Annotated in this window: 17 protein-coding genes; 13 read left to right on the top strand and 4 right to left on the bottom strand. The window is 70.3% G+C overall.

Going from position 1 to position 18778, the window contains the following annotated elements; all coding sequences use genetic code 11:
• Positions 1-69: 69 nt before the first annotated feature.
• Together ABKA19_RS05740 and ABKA19_RS05735 are read right to left on the bottom strand one after the other, a co-directional pair.
• Positions 70-2442 (bottom strand): 3-hydroxyacyl-CoA dehydrogenase/enoyl-CoA hydratase family protein, encoded by a 2373-nt coding sequence (locus tag ABKA19_RS05740; RefSeq protein ID WP_353688098.1) that lies wholly within the window; start codon positions 2440-2442, stop codon positions 70-72.
• A 27-nt stretch (positions 2443-2469) separates the two neighbouring features.
• The gene (locus tag ABKA19_RS05735) at positions 2470-3099 is read right to left on the bottom strand and encodes a TetR/AcrR family transcriptional regulator (protein WP_353688097.1); all 630 of its coding nucleotides are present in this window, start codon (positions 3097-3099) and stop codon (positions 2470-2472) included.
• 240 nt (positions 3100-3339) lie between these two features.
• Here ABKA19_RS05735 and ndk point away from each other — a divergent pair, with 240 nt between their 5' ends.
• The 11 genes from ndk (at position 3340) to ABKA19_RS05680 (ending at position 14987) form a co-directional block, all read left to right on the top strand.
• A complete protein-coding gene (ndk, locus tag ABKA19_RS05730) occupies positions 3340-3765 on the top strand; it encodes a nucleoside-diphosphate kinase (RefSeq protein WP_162375564.1) in 426 nt (141 codons plus the stop codon).
• 63 nt (positions 3766-3828) lie between these two features.
• A complete protein-coding gene (gene rlmN, locus ABKA19_RS05725; protein WP_353688592.1) occupies positions 3829-5037 on the top strand; it encodes a dual-specificity RNA methyltransferase RlmN in 1209 nt (402 codons plus the stop codon).
• Positions 5027-5839, top strand: coding sequence for a type IV pilus biogenesis/stability protein PilW (pilW, locus tag ABKA19_RS05720; protein WP_353688096.1), 813 nt, complete (start codon positions 5027-5029; stop codon positions 5837-5839). Before rlmN ends, pilW begins: the two co-directional genes overlap by 11 nt.
• Positions 5836-6669, top strand: a complete 834-nt coding sequence (locus ABKA19_RS05715) for a helix-turn-helix domain-containing protein (protein WP_353688095.1) — start codon at positions 5836-5838, stop codon at positions 6667-6669. The genes pilW and ABKA19_RS05715 overlap by 4 nt, the downstream gene beginning before the upstream one ends.
• Positions 6670-6736: 67 nt before the next feature.
• On the top strand, positions 6737-7363 hold the full coding sequence (locus tag ABKA19_RS05710; protein WP_353688094.1) for a YfgM family protein: 627 nt from the start codon (positions 6737-6739) through the stop codon (positions 7361-7363).
• Position 7364: 1 nt separating this feature from the next.
• Positions 7365-8561: an outer membrane protein assembly factor BamB gene (gene bamB, locus ABKA19_RS05705; RefSeq protein ID WP_353688093.1), complete on the top strand. Its 1197-nt coding sequence runs from the start codon at positions 7365-7367 to the stop codon at positions 8559-8561.
• A 28-nt stretch (positions 8562-8589) separates the two neighbouring features.
• Complete coding sequence (gene der, locus ABKA19_RS05700) at positions 8590-9990, top strand: ribosome biogenesis GTPase Der (RefSeq protein WP_353688092.1); 1401 nt, start codon at positions 8590-8592, stop codon at positions 9988-9990.
• A 1-nt stretch (position 9991) separates the two neighbouring features.
• The gene (gene mobA, locus ABKA19_RS05695) at positions 9992-10579 is read left to right on the top strand and encodes a molybdenum cofactor guanylyltransferase (protein ID WP_162375553.1); all 588 of its coding nucleotides are present in this window, start codon (positions 9992-9994) and stop codon (positions 10577-10579) included.
• 29 nt (positions 10580-10608) lie between these two features.
• A complete protein-coding gene (locus tag ABKA19_RS05690; RefSeq protein WP_353688091.1) occupies positions 10609-11832 on the top strand; it encodes a molybdopterin molybdotransferase MoeA in 1224 nt (407 codons plus the stop codon).
• Positions 11833-11941: 109 nt separating this feature from the next.
• The gene (gene moeB / locus ABKA19_RS05685; RefSeq protein WP_353688090.1) at positions 11942-13081 is read left to right on the top strand and encodes a molybdopterin-synthase adenylyltransferase MoeB; all 1140 of its coding nucleotides are present in this window, start codon (positions 11942-11944) and stop codon (positions 13079-13081) included.
• Positions 13082-13154: 73 nt separating this feature from the next.
• Positions 13155-14987, top strand: coding sequence for a monovalent cation:proton antiporter-2 (CPA2) family protein (locus ABKA19_RS05680; RefSeq protein WP_353688089.1), 1833 nt, complete (start codon positions 13155-13157; stop codon positions 14985-14987).
• On the opposite strand, the gene ABKA19_RS05675 is transcribed toward ABKA19_RS05680, so the two are convergent.
• Both ABKA19_RS05675 and ABKA19_RS05670 read right to left on the bottom strand, forming a co-directional pair.
• The gene (locus ABKA19_RS05675; RefSeq protein ID WP_353688088.1) at positions 14974-15798 is read right to left on the bottom strand and encodes an alpha/beta hydrolase; all 825 of its coding nucleotides are present in this window, start codon (positions 15796-15798) and stop codon (positions 14974-14976) included. The genes ABKA19_RS05680 and ABKA19_RS05675 overlap by 14 nt on opposite strands.
• Positions 15791-16087, bottom strand: a complete 297-nt coding sequence (locus tag ABKA19_RS05670; protein ID WP_353688087.1) for a DUF1244 domain-containing protein — start codon at positions 16085-16087, stop codon at positions 15791-15793. Before ABKA19_RS05670 ends, ABKA19_RS05675 begins: the two co-directional genes overlap by 8 nt.
• Positions 16088-16161: 74 nt before the next feature.
• On the opposite strand from ABKA19_RS05670, the gene folD reads away from it, so the two are divergent.
• Both folD and guaB read left to right on the top strand, forming a co-directional pair.
• Positions 16162-17028, top strand: a complete 867-nt coding sequence (gene folD, locus ABKA19_RS05665; RefSeq protein WP_353688086.1) for a bifunctional methylenetetrahydrofolate dehydrogenase/methenyltetrahydrofolate cyclohydrolase FolD — start codon at positions 16162-16164, stop codon at positions 17026-17028.
• A gap of 232 nt (positions 17029-17260) precedes the next feature.
• Positions 17261-18721 (top strand): IMP dehydrogenase, encoded by a 1461-nt coding sequence (guaB, locus tag ABKA19_RS05660; RefSeq protein ID WP_353688085.1) that lies wholly within the window; start codon positions 17261-17263, stop codon positions 18719-18721.
• The last annotated feature ends 57 nt before the right edge of the window (positions 18722-18778 follow it).

Raw genomic sequence — 18778 nt, 5'->3', positions numbered from 1 at the left:
TCGGGAAGACCTTGGGGGCTGCTGCGAACGAGGCCGCGGCGCCATCGCTGCGACGGCGCCGCGCTGGCCTCAGTTCCTCAGCGGCTTGCCCGTCTTGAGCATGTGGCCGATGCGGGCCTGGGTCTTTTCCTGCTGGGCCAGTTCGACGAAGTGCTTGCGCTCGAGCTTGAGCAGCCACTCCTCGTCGACCAGCGAGCCGCGGTCGATCTCCCCGCCGCTGAGGACGGTAGCGATGCGGGTCGCGATCTCGTCGTCATACGGGCTGATGAAGCGGCCTTCGAGCATGTTGACCAGCAGCATGCGGAAGGTGGCGATGCCGACGTCGCCGGCGGCCTGGATGCGGCGAGCCGGCAGCGGCGGACGGTAACCGGCCTCGGCCAGCGCGCGTGCCTGCGCCTTGGCCACGTGCAGCAGCTCGAAGGCATTGAACACGACCACGTCGTCCTGGCGCAGCAGGCCCAGCTCCTTCGCTTCGACTGCCGACGTCGACACCTTGGCCATCGCCACCGTTTCGAACGTCTTCTTCAGCTCGGCGAACACGTCGCCGCCGGCGCCGGCCGCGCGCGAGGCGCGCACCGCCAGCTCCTTCAGGCCGCCGCCGGCCGGCAGCAGGCCCACGCCGGCCTCGACCAGGCCGATGTAGCTCTCCAGGTGGGCCACGGTACGGGCGCTGTGCATCTGGAATTCGCAGCCGCCGCCCAGGGCCAGGCCGCGCACGGCCGCCACCACCGGGACCAGCGCGTACTTGATCCGCTGGCTGGTGCGCTGGAAGTTGGCGACCATCGCCTCGAACTGCTCGATCCTGCCGGCCTGCAGCGCGCCCAGCGCACCGGCCAGGTCGGCGCCGGCGGAGAAGGGCTCCTTCTGCTGCCAGATGACCAGGCCCTGGAAATCGCGTTCGGCAATGGTGATCGCCTCCTGCAGGCCGTCGAGCACCTGGTCGGAGACGGTGTTCATCTTGGTCTTGAAGCCGACCACGGCGATGCCGTCGCCGTCATGCCACATGCGCACGCCGTCGTTCTCGAACACGGTCTGGCCGGCGTCGAACTTCTCGCCCAGCAGCGGATCGGGGAAGCGCTGGCGCTGGTAGACCGGCAGGGCGGAGCGGGGCACCAGTGCATTGTCGGCCGGGCTGTAGCTGCCGGCGGCCGCGTGCACGCCATCACGGCCGTCCAGCACCCAGGCCGGCAGCGGGGCGTCGCTCATGGCCTTGCCGGCGGCGATGTCGTCGGCGATCCACTGCGCGACCTGCTTCCAGCCGGCGGCCTGCCAGGTCTCGAACGGTCCCAGCGACCAGCCGTAGCCCCAGCGGATGGCCAGGTCGACGTCGCGCGCGGTGTGGGCGATGTCGGCCAGGTGGTAGGCGCTGTAGTGGAACAGGTCGCGGAACGCGGCCCACAGGAACCGCGCCTGCGGATGCGAGCTCTCGCGCAGCCTGGCGAATTTCTCGGCCGGGTTCTTGATCTTGAGGATCTCGACCACCTCGTCGGCGGCCTTGCGGTCCGATGCGCGGTAGTCCTGCTTTTCCAGGTCCAGGACGACGATGTCCTTGCCGACCTTGCGGAAGATGCCCGCGCCGGTCTTCTGGCCCAGCGCGCCCTTGGCGATCAGTGCGGCCAGCCAGTCCGGCGACTGGAAGTACTTGTGCCACGGGTCGCCCGGCAGGGTGTCGGCCATGGTCTTGATGACGTGGGCCATGGTGTCCAGGCCGACCACGTCGGAGGTGCGGTAGGTGGCCGACTTCGGCCGGCCGACCAGCGGGCCGGTCAGCGCGTCGACTTCGTCGAAGCCCAGGCCGAACTGGCGGGTGTGGTGGATCACCGACAGGATCGAGAACACGCCGATGCGGTTGCCGATGAAGTTCGGGGTGTCCTTGGCGTAGACCACGCCCTTGCCCAGGTTCGTGACCAGGAAGGTTTCCAGGCCCTCCAGAACGGCCCGGTCGGTGGTGCTGGCCGGGATCAGTTCGGCCAGGTGCATGTAGCGCGGCGGGTTGAAGAAATGCACGCCGCAGAAGCGGTGGCGCAATTGCTCGGGCAGCACCTCGGCGAGCTTGTTGATGCCCAGGCCCGAGGTGTTGGAAGCCAGCACCGCGTGGTCGGCCACGAACGGGGCAATCTTCCGGTACAGGTCCTGCTTCCAGTCCATCCGTTCGGCGATAGCCTCGATGATCAGGTCGCAATCCTTCAGCTGCTCCAGCCCGGTGTCGTAGTTGGCCGGGGTGATCGCCTCGGCCAGCGACCGGCTGGCGAATGGGGCGGGGCTGAGCTTGCCCAGGTTGGCGATGGCCTTGAGCACGATGCCGTCGGCCGGACCTTCCTTGGCGGGCAGGTCGAACAGGACGGTATCCACGCCCGCGTTGGTCAGGTGGGCGGCGATCTGCGCGCCCATCACGCCGGCGCCGAGAACGGCGACGCGACGTACAAGAAGTTTCTCAGACATGTCTTTCAACCTGTTGTTTTAACGTGATTACTTTGCCGGGGCCTGGAGGCCGGCGGCGGCGAATCGGATCAGTTCGCGGGCCGCACGGGCCCGGTGCGTGGCCTCGCTGGCGCCGGCCGGCCGCTTGATCAGGCCGAAGTCGGACATCGCGTAGGTGAGCGAGCCGGCCAGGAAGTCCAGGCGCCAGTACAGGGTTTCCTTGTCCAGGCCGGGCAGGCAGCCGGCCAGGGCCTTGCCGAACTCGCGCAGCACGTGGCCGTAGTGGTCCGAGAGGAACTTGCGCAGGCTCTCGTTGTGCTCGGCGTAGGCGCGGGCGATGACCCGCACGAAGGAGGCGCCGCCGTTGCGGTCCTGGGCAAGGGCCAGCGCGGGCTCGATGAAGGCCGCCAGCACCGGCTCGAGCTGGCCGGGGTGGTCGCGCAGCGCCACTTCCAGCTGCTGCAGGCGGCTGGCGGTCATCCCGTCCATGCGCCGGCGGAAGACCTCGTTGACCAGGTTCTCCTTGGAGCCGAAGTGGTAGTTCACGGCCGCGATGTTGACCGCGGCCAGGCTGGTCACCTGGCGCAGCGAGGTACCGGCGAACCCGTGCTGGGCGAACAGCTCCTCGGCCGCGCCCAGGATCCGGTCCTTGGTGGAGAAGTGTGCGGGCTTGCCCATGCCTGTGATGCCGTATCCGGGTAAATCAAACGATTGTTTTATCCTAGGCCCGCGCGACGGCCGGGTCATTTTGCGGTGCAGCAATACGGTCGCTGGCACGGTCTTGAGCAAAGCGGGGGCCGCCGATGCTAGAATCGCGCTACGCATTTGAAGCTAACCCCGCGTCCCAGCGCGGGTTTTTCGTGCTAACCTCCGGCCGTCCTGGTCCGGAACGTCCGTCCGTCACTAGAGAAGAAGTCCATGGCGCTTGAGCGCACCCTTTCGATCGTCAAGCCCGATGCCGTCGCCAAGAACGTCATCGGCGAAATCTACTCCCGCTTCGAGAAAGCCGGCCTGAAGGTCGTGGCCGCCAAGTACAAGCAGCTGTCGCGCCGCGAGGCCGAGGGCTTCTACGCCGTGCACCGCGAGCGTCCGTTCTTCAACGCGCTGGTCGAGTTCATGATTTCCGGCCCGGTGATGATCCAGGTCCTGGAAGGCGAGAATGCCGTGCTCAAGCACCGCGAGCTGCTGGGCGCGACCAATCCGAAGGAAGCCGCGCCGGGCACCATCCGCGCCGACTTCGCCGAGTCGATCGACGCCAATGCCGCGCACGGTTCCGACTCGGTCGAGAATGCCGCGATCGAAGTGGCGTACTTCTTCGCCGCGACCGAAGTCGTCTCGCGCTGAGCGAGGGATAGCGACGTGGCCGGCCTGCAGCCGATTCCCAGCGTCACCACCACCGGCGACCCGATCGCCGGTGGTGCGCCCGCGCACCCGGTCGGGGCTGGCAAGGCGCCGGCGCGCCAGAACCTGCTCGACCTCGACCGCGAGGGCCTGGAGCGCTTCTTCGCCGAGACCCTCGGCGAGCAGCGCTACCGCGCGCACCAGGTGATGAAGTGGATCCACCACCGCTACGTCACCGACTTCGACCAGATGACCGACCTGGGCAAGGCGCTGCGGGCCAAGCTGCACGCCCATGCCGAGGTCGTCGTCCCCAACGTCGTGTTCGACAAGCCTTCCGCCGACGGCACCCACAAGTGGCTGCTGGCGATGGGCACCGATGGCAAGAACGCGATCGAAACGGTCTACATCCCGGACAAGGGGCGCGGCACGCTGTGCGTGTCCTCGCAGGTCGGCTGCGGGCTGAACTGCACGTTCTGCTCGACCGCCACCCAGGGCTTCAACCGCAACCTGACCACGGCCGAGATCATCGGCCAGGTCTGGGTGGCCGCGCGCCACCTGGGCAACGTGCCGCACCAGCAGCGCCGACTCACCAACGTGGTGATGATGGGCATGGGCGAGCCGCTCATGAACTTCGACAACGTCGTCCGCGCGATGAGCGTGATGCGCGACGACCTGGGCTACGGCCTGGCCAACAAGCGGGTGACCCTGTCGACGTCCGGCCTGGTGCCGATGATCGATCGCCTCTCGGTCGAGAGCGACGTCTCGCTGGCCGTGTCGCTGCATGCGCCCACCGACGAACTGCGCGAGACGCTGGTCCCGCTCAACCGGAAGTACCCGATCGCCGAGCTGATGGCGTCGTGCGCGCGCTACCTGCGCGCGAACAGGAAGCGTGACTCGGTGACGTTCGAGTACACCCTGATGAAGGGCGTGAACGACCAGCCCGAGCATGCGCGGCAGCTGGCGAAGCTGATGCGCCAGTTCGACAACTCGGTGCAGGCGCGCGATTCGGGCAAGGTCAACCTGATTCCGTTCAACCCCTTCCCCGGCACCCGCTACGAGCGCTCGGACGAGGCGCAGATCCGCGCCTTCCAGAAGATCCTGCTCGACTCGCAGGTGCTGACCATGGTGCGACGCACCCGTGGCGACGACATCGACGCGGCCTGCGGCCAGCTCAAGGGACAGGTGATGGATCGCACCCGCCGCCAGGCGCAGTTCCGCCGCAGCCTGGCCCCTGACTTGGAAACGAACGGGCAGGTCGGCGGACATGCGGCCTGATCGCGGCGCGATCCTCCTGGCGTGTGTGCTGGTGCTGGTGGCGGCGTGTTCCAAGTCGGCCACGGTCAAGCCACCGAAGATCAAGGGCAGCGAGCAGATCGCGCCCGAGTACAGCTATTCGGACAGCGAGGCCACCAAGAAGCGGGTGCGGGTCCGCGAGACCCTGGGCCTGGCCGGCCAGCGCTTCGCCACCGGGGACCTTGCCGAGGCCGAGAAGCAGGCCAACAAGGCGCTGAAGCTGGACCCTGCCGCGGCGGACGCCTACACCCTCCTGGGCGCCATCGCCGCCCGGCGCGGCCAGACCGCCCAGGCGGGCGAGCACTACCGGCGCGCCGCCGAGCTGTCCCCCCAGCGGGGCGAGGTCCTCAACAACTACGGCGCGTGGCTGTGCGCCAACGGCTATCCGGCCGAGGCGCTGGTCTGGTTCGATCGTGCTCTGGCCGCGCCCGGCTACCGCACCCCAGGCTCGGCGCTGGCCAATGCCGGCGGTTGCGCCCTCAAAAGCGGGCAGGGCGAACGGGCGGAGCGTGATTTGCGTCGCGCTCTGGAAATCGAACCCAAAAATGCCTATGCACTTGCCAGCATGGCCGAGTATCAATATGGCCAGGGGCAATACTTCGAGGCGCGGGCGTTCGCGGAACGCAGGCTGGCGGCTGCGCCGGCCGATGCATCCGTGTTACAACTCGCGGCCAGGATCGAAGAGAGGCTTGGCGACAGGGCGGCCGCCAATCGATATGAGCAGCGGTTGCGGGCGGAGTTCCCGCAGGCCGCGACAGCCAGAACCGGGGAAGATCCAAAGTGATCCACGAATCCAGCGCGAACATCCACGGTGATGCGCGAGGGTGTGGCGGCCGGCTGCGCGACGCGCGGACCGCGGCGGGGCTGAGCGTGCAGGAAGTGGCTACCCGCCTGCGCATGCCGGTGCACGTCGTCCAGGCGCTGGAGGAAGGGCGCTGGCAGGTGATCGGCGCCAGCGTCTTCGTCCGTGGCCAGCTGCGCAGCTACGCGCGCCTGCTGGGGGTCGATGTCGAGCCCTTCCTGGACGCGGAGATCGCGCCCACGGCGCCGGTGGACCTGGTGAGCCATTCGCATGCCCCCCGTTACCAGCGCCTGATGGAGAACATGGGGCGGCGCGCGGTCTACGTCGTGATCACCGCGGCCATCGTCGTCCCCGTATGGCTGGCCACCCGTTCGCATTTCAGCGACGTGGCACCCACCACCGCCTCGCTGGATGCGGTGCCACCCGAGGCGGCCATGCCCGCGCAGGGCAGCCCGTTGCCGCCGCCAGCAGCACCGTTGGCCGCTCCGGCCGCGGATGCCGGTCCCTACGTCGCCTCGCTCGCGCCGCCGGTCAACCGCAGCCCGGCCGCCGGCAAGCTCGTGCTCGATTTCGGCGGCGAGAGCTGGATGCAGGTGGTCGCGCCCGACGGCACGACGGTCGAGCAGGGCCTGATGCGTGCCGGCGACAACCGCACCTTCGACCTCGGCGCGGGATTGCGCGTGGTGCTCGGCAACGCGACCGCGGTACGCGTTCAGCAAGCGGGCAGTATCGTGGACACGGCGCCGTACCAGCGGGCGAACGTGGCCCGCTTTACGGTATCCTCTGACGGTTCCGTGACCCCTGCCGAGTAGCCGGCGCGGGCCGGTACTCCACTGGACATAGAAGTCCCGGCGCGGCCCGCGCGGGGCAGGGAACTGCATGGCAATCGACGACCTTCTTGACGAGCACGAGCAGGGCGAACGCGTCCGTTCGTGGCTGCGCAACAACGCACTTGGCATCCTCGGGGGCTTGGCCCTGGGCATCGCGGCCATCTATGGCTGGCAGTGGTGGGGCAAGCACCAGGCGCAGCAGCAGTACCAGGCGCATTCGACCTATGCCGCAGCGGTCAAGCAGCTGGAGGACGGCGCCACCGACAAGGCCGGCGCGCTGCTGGCCGGCCAGGAAGGCACCTATGCGGCCCTGGCCGCGCTGCGCGTGGCCAAGGCCCAGGTCGAGGCCGGCAAGATCGAGGAAGCGATCGCCACCCTGCGCGGCATCCAGGCCGAACCGGCCCTGGCGCCGGTGGTGCATCAGCGCCTGGCGCAGCTGTACAACGCATCCGGCAAGCCGGACGAAGCATTGAAGGTGCTCGAGGGCGACACCGGCAGCGCGGCGCAGGAGCTTCGCGGCGACGCGCTGTTCGCGTCGGGCAAGCGCGACGAAGCCCGCGATGCCTACGCACAGGCGCTGACCGGCACCGACGTGGCGTCGCCGTCGCGCCGCCGCGTCGAGCTGAAACTGCAGGAGGCCGGTGGCCAGGTGCCCGAGCCGGTGGAGGCGATCTGACATGGCCCACAAGCACATGCTCCGTCCGGTCCTGGCGGCCGGCCTGCTCGCGCTGGCGCTGACCGGGTGCAGCACCGTCAAGGGCTGGTTCGCCGGCAAGGACGCGGAAGCCAAGAAGGCGGCCGAGCCTGCCGAGCTGGTCGATTTCCAGCCGACCGCGCAACCCGCCAAGGTCTGGTCGACCGGCATCGGCGACGGTGAGCGCCGGATCGGCACGCGGCAGACGCCGGCAGTGCTCGACGGACGCGTCTTCGCGGCCGCTTCCGAGAACCGGGTGGTCGCGCTGGACCTCCAGACCGGCAAGCAGGTCTGGGAATTCAAGGCGCCGAAGGACCAGGCATTGCGCCTGTCCGGCGGCCCCGGCGCTGGCGAGGGACTGGTCGTGGTCGGCAGCCTGGGCGGGGACGTCATCGCCCTGGACGCGGCCGACGGCGCCGAGCGCTGGCGCGCGAAGGTCACCAGTGAGGTGATCGTCGCACCGCTTGTCGCCCAGGGCACGGTGTACGTGCGCAGCAACGACGGGCGCATCACCGCCCTGGACGCGGCCAGCGGCGAGCGCCGCTGGTTCAGCGAGCACGAGCTCCCGCCGCTGACCGTGCGCGGCAACGCACCGCTCACCTACGCACCGGGCGTGCTCTTTTCCGGCAACGACGACGGCACGCTCAGCGCGCTGTCGCTGCAGGATGGCCGCGTGCTGTGGCAGCAGTCGATCGGCACGCCCGACGGCCGCACCGAGCTCGAGCGCATGGCCGACGTCGACAGCGCGCCGCTGATCGACGGCACCATGCTGTTCGTGAGCAGCTTCAAGAACCGCACCGTCGCGATCGACGGCCCCAGCGGGCGGCCGATGTGGCAGAGCGAGTACGGCGGCATCGGCGGCCTGGGCGTCGCCGCTTCCGGCCTGCTGGTGTCGAGCCCGGCCGGCACGGTCTACCTGCTGGACAAGAACAATGGCGCGGCGTTGTGGTCGCAGCCGGCGCTGGCGCGGCGTTCGCTGACCGGCCCGGTGGTGCAGGGCGACTACGCGGTGGTCGGCGACTACGACGGCTACCTGCACTGGCTGCGCCTGGACAACGGCGAGCTGGCCGCGCGCGAGCGCGTGGGCGGCAAGGCCATCAAGGGCCAGCCGCTGGTGGTCGACGGCATCCTGCTGGTGCAGAACGTCGAAGGCGGCCTCACCGCCTTCCGTCTGGACTGATCGGACGGATGCAGGCAGGGATCACGCCATGTTGCCGCTGGTTGCTCTGGTTGGACGGCCCAATGTCGGCAAGTCGACCCTGTTCAATGCGCTGACGCGCAGCCGCGACGCGCTCGTCCACGACGAGCCGGGCGTCACCCGCGACCGCAACTATGGCGTGTGCAGGCTCGAGCCGGACCGGCCGTTCCTGCTGGTCGATACCGGTGGCATCGCCGGCGAAGAGGAAGGCCTGGCCGGAGCCACCGCCCGCCAGGCGCGTGGCGCCGCCGGCGAGGCCGACCTGGTCCTGTTCGTGGTCGACGGCCGCGAGGGCGCTTCGGCGCTGGACGACGAGATCCTGTCCTGGCTGCGCAAGCTGGCGCGTCCGACCCTTCTGGTGATCAACAAGATCGACGGCACCAACGAGGACGCGGTGCGCGCCGAGTTCGCGCGTTACGGTTTCGCCGATGTGCTGGCGGTATCGGCGGCGCACCGGCAGGGCCTGGACGACCTGCACCTGGAAATCCTCGAGCGCATTCCCGAAGAGGGCAGCACCGAGGAACTGGACAACGATCCGTCGCGCCTGCGCGTGGCCTTCGTCGGCCGGCCGAACGTGGGCAAGTCCACCCTGGTCAACCGGCTGCTGGGCGAGGAGCGGATGATCGCCTCGGAGGTGCCCGGTACCACGCGCGATTCGATCGCCGCCGACCTGGAGCGCGACGGGAAGCTGTACCGGCTGATCGACACCGCCGGCATCCGCCGCAAGGGCAAGGTCGAGGAGGCGGTCGAGAAGTTCAGCGTGGTCAAGACGCTGCAGGCGATCGAGCGCTGCCAGGTGGCGGTGCTGATGCTGGACGCCACCGAAGGCGTCACCGACCAGGACGCCACCGTGCTGGGTGCGGTGCTCGATGCCGGCCGCGCGCTGGTGATCGCGGTCAACAAGTGGGACGGGCTGACCACCTACCAGCGCGAGCAGGCCGAGGCGCTGCTGTCGCGCAAGCTGTCCTTCGTGCCGTGGGCCGAGGCGGTGCGCATCTCGGCCAAGCACGGCTCCGGTTTGCGCGAGCTGTTCCGCGCCGTCCATCGCGCGCATGCCTCGGCGATCCGCACCTTCAGCACCAGCGAAGTGAACAAGGCGCTCGAGATCGCCTATGAGACCAATCCGCCGCCGAGCATCCGCGGCCACGTCTCCAAGCTGCGCTACGCGCATCCCGGTGGCGAGAATCCACCGACGTTCGTGGTCCACGGCACCCGCCTGAAGGACCTGCCCGATTCGTACAAGCGCTACCTGGAGAACTTCTTCCGCAAGCGCTTCAAGCTGGTCGGAACGCCGGTGCGGATGCTGTTCCGCGAGGGCGCCAATCCGTACGAAGGCAAGAAGAACGAACTGACCGAGCGCCAGGTCGCACGCAAGCGCCGGCTGATCCGCCACGTCAAGCGCGGCAAGTGAGATGGCGGCCTTGGCCGCCGGCACCCTGACCCTGGGTCTGCTGGCGGGCGGCCGCGGATCGCGGCTGGGTGGCGTCGACAAGGCCTGGCTCGAGCGCGATGGCGTGCCCCAGGTCCTGCGCTTCGCGCGCCGGTTCCCGGGGGAGACCGGTCCGGTGCTGGTCAGCGCCAACACCGACTTGGCCCGTTACGCCGACGCCGGCCTGGCCACGGTGGTCGACCGGCTCGACTCCGGCAGCGGCCCGCTGGCCGGGCTCGACGCGCTGGCGGCCGCGTGCACGACCGAGTGGCTGCTGACCTTGCCGGTGGACCTGTTCGACGTCAACGACTGCCTCGTCCGGAGCCTCGCCAGCGGCGCCGCGCCCAACGGAGCAGTCGCCGAGGACGACGACGGTCCGCAGCCCCTGGTGGCGCTTTATCGATGCGAACCGCTGCGGCGCGCGCTGTCGGCGATGGTCGCCGAGGGCCAGCTCGCACCGCGCCAGCTGGAACAGCGGCTCGGGCTGGGCCGGGTGCGGCTGCGCGGGGTACGCTTCGGCAACCTCAACACGCCCCAGGACCTGGCCGCGGCGCGCATCGCGCTGCCCTGACTCCGCGCGGGCCGGACGCGAGCCGACCGATGGACCACGCCGATTTCCCCACCCGCATCTCGCTGGACGAAGCGCTCGCCATCATCGGACAGGTGAGTGCGGCACGGCGGCCGGCGGCGGAGCGCGTACCGACCTCGCGTGCTGATGGCCGGGTGTTGGCGGCCGACGTGGTCGCGCCGGTGGCCTTGCCCGGCTTCGACAACAGCGCGATGGACGGCTTCGCCCTGCGCCATGCCGACTTGCATCCCGACGCGCCCACCGCGCTGCGCCTGGCGGGCGAGCAGTTCGCCGGCCGCGACCTGGGCCTGGCGCCGGCCACGGGCCAGTGCGTCCGCGTCACCACCGGGGCGCCGATGCCCGAGGGCACCGATACGGTGCTGATCAAGGAAAGCGCGGTGCTCGACGGCGACACGGTGCTGGTGCCCGCCGGGCTGGCCCACGGGGCCAACGTGCGCCGCCACGCCGAGGACGTGCAGGTCGGCGACGTGGTGCTGCACGCAGGCCAGGTGCTGACCCCCGCGCGGATCGGCCTGGCCGCATCGCTGGGCATCGATCGCCTCGCGGTGTCGCCGCGACCGACGGTGGCCGTGTTCGCCAGCGGCGACGAACTGGTCGAGCCGGGCCTGCCGTTGCAGCCCGGCCAGGTCTACAACAGCAACCGCGACCAGCTGATGGCGCAGTTGCGCGGGCTCGGCCTGGAGCCGGTGGCGTGGCCGACCCTGCCCGACGACCCCACACGGATCGCGGCCGTACTGGACGACGCGGTCGACAGCTTCGACGTGGTCGTGACCTGCGGCGGCGTGTCGGCCGGCGAAAAGGACCACCTGCCGCCGTGGCTGCGTGCGCGCGGCCGCATCCATTTCTGGAAGGTGCGGATGCGGCCGGGCATGCCGGTGCTGTTCGGGCAGGCCGGGCGCGCGCTGGTGCTGGGCCTGCCGGGGAACCCGGTGTCGGTGCTGGCGACCTTCACGCTGCTGGGCCGGGCGGTGCTCGACGGCCTGCAGGGGCGCAGCGAACCGCGCACGCGCTGGCGCGCGTGCCTGAGCGCCCCCTGGCGCAAACGCCACGAGCGCCTGGAGCTGCTGCGCGGCCAGCTCGGCCAAGGCGATGGCGCCGGATTGCAGGTGCTCCCCAATCCGGCCGATGGCTCCCATCGCCTGCGCGCGGCGTCCGGCAGCGACGTGCTGATCGTGCTGGACGAGGGCGTGCGCGACTATGCGGCCGGGGACCTGGTCGAGGTTGTGCCACTCTAACGCGGCCTGCGACGGCGGCACGCCCGCGCCCGATTGCCCGCGCCCGCGGAAACATGCAACCCGCAACCGGGTGCTTTCGCCGTCGCGATGCGCGCCGGATAATCGACCAATGGCCCATTTCGAGATCACGCCCCGCCAGGCGCGCGAACGCCAGCACCAGGGCGCACTGCTGGTCGATATCCGCCAGGCGCACGAGCGCGCCAGCGGCCAGGCCGAGGGCGCGCTGGGCATCCCCAAGGACGAGCTGGAAGCCGAGCACGCCCGGCACCTGCAGGCGCCGGACGCGGCGGTGATGCTGATCTGCCAGTCCGGGCAGCGTTCGGCTGCCACCGTGCAGCTGTTGCGGGCGGCCGGCTACACGGACGTGCATTCGGTCGCCGGCGGCACCACCGCCTGGATCGCGGACGAGCTGCCGCTGGTGCGTCCGCAGCTGGATGCGGACGAGGCAGATTTCCTGGAGCGCTACTCGCGCCACCTGCGCCTGGACGAGGTGGGCGTGGAAGGCCAGCGCCGGCTCGAGCGATCGCGCGTGCTGCTGGTCGGTGCCGGCGGGCTCGGTTCGCCGGCCGCGTTCTACCTGGCCGCCGCCGGCGTCGGCCACCTGCGCCTCGTCGACGACGACGTGGTGGACCGCAGCAACCTGCAGCGGCAGATCCTGCACGTGGAAGCGGCCATCGGCCAGGCCAAGGTCGAATCGGCGCGCGAGCGCCTGGCCGCACTCAATCCGCGCGTGGTCGTGGAGGGCATGCGCGAGCGGGCGACATCGGCAAACGTGGAGGCCTTGCTTGAGGGCATGGACGTGGTCGTGGACGGCTCGGACAACTTCCCGCTGCGGTACCTGCTCAACGACGCCTGCGTGAAGCTGGGCAAGCCGCTGGTGTACGGCGCCGTGCAGCGCTTCGAAGGCCAGGCCAGCGTGTTCGACGCCGGCCGCCACCGCGGGCGTTGCCCGTGCTACCGCTGCCTGTTCCCGGAACCGCCGCCGCCGCAGTTCGCGCCCAGTTGCGCCGACGCCGGCGTGCTGGGCGTGCTGCCGGGTATCGTCGGCCTGCTGCAGGCCAACGAGGCGATCAAGCTGCTGCTGGGCATCGGCCAGGGCCTGGCCGGGCGCCTGCTGCAGTTCGATGCGCTGGCGATGCGGTTCCGCGAGGTCCGGCTGGCGCCCGACCCGCAATGCCCGGTCTGCGCGCCGGGGCGGCCGTTCCCGGGCTACATCGACTACGCTCGGTTCTGCGCGACGGGCGGCTGAGTGCCGTCCTCCGTTCGACGGGCCGGTGGCCCACGCGCCCGCGCTTGCGCCGGCACACCAAGGGATGACTGAGATGGCGGTGGAAAGCGCAATGGGGGACCAGCTGGTCCGGGTGGTCGCCCTGCTGGGTGCTGCGGTGGTCATGGTGCCGCTGTTCCGGCGGCTGGGCCTGGGCTCGGTGCTCGGCTACCTGGCCGCGGGCCTGCTGATCGGGCCGTTCGGGCTGGGCTGGTTCAGCGACCCGCAGGCGATCCTGCACGTGGCCGAGCTGGGCGTGGTGATGTTCCTGTTCGTGATCGGCCTGGAGATGCGCCCGTCGCACCTGTGGAGCCTGCGCGGGGAGATCTTCGGCCTGGGTTCGCTGCAGATCGGCACGTGCATCGCGGTGCTGACCGCGGTGGCGCTGCTGTTCGGCCTGCCGGGAAAGGCGGCCTTCATCGGCGCGGCCGGCTTCGTGCTGACCTCCACGGCGATCGTCATGCAGCTGCTGAGCGAGCGCGGCGACATCGCCTTGCCGCGCGGGCAGAAGATCGTCTCGATCCTGCTGTTCGAGGACCTGCTGATCGTGCCGTTGCTGGCCCTGGTGGCCTTCATGTCGCCGCTGCCGGACACCGCCGGCGACGGCCGCTGGCTGGGCGTGCTGACCGCGATCGCGGCGCTGGCGGGACTGGTCGCCGCGGGCATCTGGCTGCTCAATCCGCTGTTCCGCCTGCTGGCGGCGGCCAAGGCGCGCGAGGTGATGACCGCCGCGGCGCTGCTGGTGGTGCTGGGCTCGGCGCTGCTGATGGACGTGGGCGGGCTGTCGATGGCGATGGGCGCCTTCCTGGCCGGCGTGCTGCTGTCCGAATCCACGTTCCGGCACCAGTTGGAGGCCGACATCGAGCCCTTCCGCGGGATCCTGCTGGGCCTGTTCTTCCTGGCCGTGGGCATGGCCCTGGACTTGCGGGTGGTCGCCTCCAATGCCGGGCTGATCCTGTCGCTGGTGGCCGCACTGATGCTGGCCAAGGGACTGTGCATCTATGCGGTGGCCCGGGTCATGCGCAGTCCGCACGGCGAAGCGCTCGACCGCGCGGTGCTGATGGCGCAGGGCGGCGAGTTCGCCTTCGTGCTGTTCGCCGCCGCCGCGGCCACCGGCGTGATCGATGCGCGCACCAATGCCAACCTGACCGCGGTGGTGGTGCTGTCGATGGCCTTCACCCCGCTGGTGGTGCTGGCCGTGCGCCGGCTGCTGCCGGACCGCAGCGGGCCATCCATGGAAGGCATCGACGAAGCGCAGGGCCTGAGCGGCAGCGTGCTGATCATCGGTTTCGGCCGCTTCGGCCAGGTGATGAGCCAGTCGCTTCTGGCGCGAGACGTGGACGTGACCATCATCGATACCGACATCGAGATGATCCGCAGCGCCGGCGAGTTCGGCTTCAAGGTGTACTACGGCGACGGCACCCGCCTGGACGTGCTGCATGCCTGCGGCGCCGACAAGGCGCGCGCGATCGCGGTGTGCATCGACGACCGCGCGGCGGCCAACCGCATCGTCGAGTTGTGCCGCGGCGAATTTTCCCGGGCCCGCCTGCTGGTGCGCGCCTTCGACCGGGAACATGCCCTGGAGCTGGTCGCACTGGGGGTGGATTACCACATCCGGGAGACCTTCGAGTCCGCGGTGCTGTTCGGCCGCGCCGCGCTGGAGGAGCTCGGGGTGGATGCCGACGAGGCCCAGAGCGTGTCCGAGGAAGTCCGGCGCCTGGATGCGGAGCGCTTCACCCTGGAAGTAGCGGCCGGAGACGTGCGTGCCGGTCGCCCGCTGATCATCGGCAATACCGCGCCGGCCACGCCGACGCCATTCACCACGCCGCGCCGCGAGTCGCAGCGGCTGGACCGGGCGGATGGGCGCGCCGAGGCTACCGACGCATAGCGCCGGGTGGCGGCCCCTCGGCCATGCGCATGAACCGCGCGAGCGCGGCGCCGTAGCTGGCATCGTCGGAGATGTCGTTGTGGCCGGCCCCGGCGAAGCCCACCACCTGGGCCGGGCGCGGCAGCGCTTGCAGCAGGCGGTCGGTATTGGCCGGCGGAACGACGGCGTCGCGGGCGGCGCGTAGGACCAGCACCTCGCCGCCGAAGTCCCGCAACAGTTCCGCCGAAGGGTAGCGCTCGTGCATCAGCCAGCGTACCGGCAGCCACGGATAGTGGGCCTGGCCGACCTCGGCCAGGCCGTCGAACGGCGTGACCAGGGCCAGCCGTGCGACCGGACGGTGCGCGGCGACGTGCGCGGCCACGCCGCTGCCCAGGCTGCGGCCGACCACGCCGATGTCGCCGTCGGGATGGTCGCGGCGCACCCGGTCGTAGATCGCCAGCGCGTCGGCCAGGATCGCCGCCTCCGATGGCTCGCCGTCGCTGGCGCCGTAACCGCGGTAGGCGACCAGGTAGACGGTGCGGTCGGCGAACCAGGCGGCAAACGGCTCCCGCCATGACTCGACGCGCTCCGCGTTGCCGCCGAAGTAGAGCAGGGCGTCGCGCCGCCCGGGGTTCACCCGCCAGCCGCGCAGCCGGATGTCGCCCATCGGCACTTCGAAATCCGTCTGGGTCGTAGCCACCCGGGTGTGGGTCGGGTAGTAGACCAGCGCGTCCTGGCGGGCGTAGAGCAGGGCGGCAATGGCGGCATAGCCGAGCAGGAGCAGCAGGCCCAGGCCCGCCGCGACTGGCCACCGCCGTGGCCGCTCAGCCATGGCGGCCGCGGGATGCCTCGAACGCTGCCAGCTGCTCCGGGGTGGCTTCGGCCTGGTGGCGCGACTTCCACTCGGCGAACGGCATGCCGTAGACCGCCTGCCGCGCCTGTTCCTTGTCCATGGGCACGCCAGCCTCCTGCGCCGCCTCGCGGTACCAGTCGGCCAGGCAGTTGCGGCAGAACCCGGCCAGGATCATCAGGTCGATGTTCTGCACATCGGCGCGTTCCTGGTTGAGGTGCCGCAGCAGCCGGCGGAATGCGGCCGCCTCCAGTTGCACGGTGTCGACCATCTGCTTTCCCTACCTCGCCACAGCCGAATCAGGGACAATGTGCCCACTCCGTGCTCCCTCCCGCAAGTTCCCCGATGACCGCTCGCATCCTCGATGGCCGCCGCGTCGCCGACGCCCTGCTCGACGAACTCAAGGTCCGGGTCGATGCCCGCCTCGCCGCCGGGCGCTCGCGACCGGGCCTGGCGGTGGTCCTGGTCGGCGCCGACCCGGCTTCGGCCGTGTACGTGCGCAACAAGCGCAAGGCGGCGGAAAAGGTAGGCATCGAGGCGTTCGACTACGACCTGCCGGCCGGCACCTCCGAGGCGCAGGTCCTGGCCCTGATCGACCAGCTCAACGCTGACCCGAAGATCCACGGCATCCTGGTCCAGCTGCCCCTGCCCGGGATCGCCGATGCGTCCGGCCTGATCGGCCGGATCGACCCGCGCAAGGACGTGGACGGCTTCCATCCGCAGAACGTAGGCCACCTGGCCCTGCGCCAGTTCGGCCTGCGCCCGTGCACGCCGCGCGGGATCATGACCCTGCTGGCCCACACCGACCGCCCCGTCCGCGGGCGCAACGCCACGATCGTCGGCGTGAGCAACCACGTCGGCCGGCCGATGGCGCTGGAACTGCTGATCGCCGGCTGCACGGTGACCAGCTGCCACAAGTTCACCCCGCACGAGGTGCTCGAAGCGCGCGTCCGCGATGCCGATGTCCTGGTGGTGGCGGTGGGCCGGCCGGGCATCGTCCCCGGCGAGTGGATCAAGCCCGGTGCGGTGGTGATCGACGTGGGCATCAACCGCCTCGACGACGGCCGCCTGGTCGGCGACGTCGGCTACGAGGCCGCCGCGCAGCGCGCCAGCTGGATCACGCCGGTGCCCGGCGGGGTCGGCCCGATGACCGTGGCCACCCTGATGCAGAACACGATCGAGGCGGTCGAAGCCCTGGAACGGCACGGCTGATCGAACGCCCGCGGCCCTAAGTCATGGGCCGCGGGGCCGCGGGGCGGCAGGCCCAGGATCCGCCATGGGCCGGCCTGAAGGCGTTCCCCCGGCAAGGTGGGCCGACCCGGGCGGTGATCGCCCCATGCCGCGGGCGGCGCGATCCCGGGATGCAGCGTGCCGCTTGCAAGGCTCGCCGGGCGGGGGTGCTTGGGGCGTATAATGGCGCGCTTCCCCACATCCGGGTATGCCGATGCTACGCATCCAGGCCGAAGCGCTCACCTACGACGACGTCTCCCTCGTCCCCGCCCATTCCACCGTGCTGCCCAAGGACGTGTCGCTCACGACGCGTTTCACCCGGGACCTGCGCATCAACCTGCCGATCGTCTCGGCGGCGATGGACACGGTGACCGAAGCCCGCCTGGCCGTGGCCATGGCCCAGCTGGGCGGCATCGGCATCCTGCACAAGAACATGACCGCCGAGCAGCAGGCCGCCGAGGTGGCGAAGGTCAAGAAGTTCGAATCCGGCGTGATCCGCGACCCGATCACGGTCAGGCCCGACACCACGATCCGCGAAGTGCTGGCGCTGACCCGCGCGCGCAACATCTCCGGCGTGCCGGTGGTCGACGAATCGGGCCAGCTGACCGGCATCGTGACCCGCCGCGACATGCGCTTCGAGACCGAGCTGGACGACCCGGTCCGCCACATCATGACCAAGAAGGACCGCCTGGTCACAGTGAAGGAGGGCGCCGAAGACGGCGAAGTGCTCAAGCTCCTGCACAAGCACCGGATCGAGAAGGTGCTGGTCGTCAACGACGACTACGCCCTGCGCGGCCTGATCACGGTCAAGGACATCCAGAAGAAGACCGACAACCCGAACGCCGCCAAGGACTCGTCCTCGCGCCTGCTGGTCGGCGCCGCGGTGGGCGTGGGCGGCGACACCGAGCAGCGCGTTGAGGCGCTGGTGGCCGCCGGCGTGGACGTGATCGTGGTCGACACCGCGCACGGCCATTCGCAGGCGGTGGTCGACCGCGTGGCCTGGGTCAAGAAGAACTTCCCGCAGGTGCAGGTGATCGGCGGCAACATCGTCACCGGCGAAGCCGCGCTGGCCCTCTACGACGCCGGCGCCGACGCGGTGAAGGTCGGCGTCGGCCCGGGTTCGATCTGCACCACGCGCGTGGTCGCCGGCGTGGGCGTGCCGCAGATCACCGCGGTCGACCTGGTGGCCGAGGCGCTGCAGGACCGCATCCCGCTGATCGCCGACGGCGGCATCCGCTATTCGGGCGACATCGGCAAGGCGATCGCCGCCGGTGCCTCGACCGTGATGATCGGCGGCCTGTTCGCCGGCACCGAGGAGTCGCCGGGCGAGATCGAACTGTTCCAGGGCCGCAGCTACAAGAGCTACCGCGGCATGGGCTCGCTGGGCGCGATGGAGAAGGGTTCCAAGGACCGCTACTTCCAGGACGCCTCCGACGCCGATAAGCTGGTGCCCGAAGGCATCGAGGGCCGGGTCCCGGTCCGCGGCCCGCTGTCGGGCGTGATCCACCAGCTGATCGGCGGCCTGCGCGCCACCATGGGCTACGTCGGTTGCGCGACCATCGAGGAGATGCGCAGCAAGCCCAAGTTCGTGGTGATCACCGGCGCCGGCCAGCGCGAGAGCCACGTCCACGACGTGCAGATCACCAAGGAACCGCCGAACTACCGCATGGGGTGAGCGGACGCGCTTGCGAGGCACTGCCTCGCGCGTCCGCGAACGCCCGGCCCGCAAGGG

The organism is Pseudoxanthomonas sp. Soil82, from assembly GCF_040446535.1.
In the GTDB taxonomy this organism is placed as follows: Bacteria; Pseudomonadota; Gammaproteobacteria; order Xanthomonadales; family Xanthomonadaceae; genus Pseudoxanthomonas; species Pseudoxanthomonas kaohsiungensis.
The sequence above is the reverse complement of the archived record's forward strand: the minus strand, read 5'-3'. Positions and strand labels throughout refer to the sequence as shown.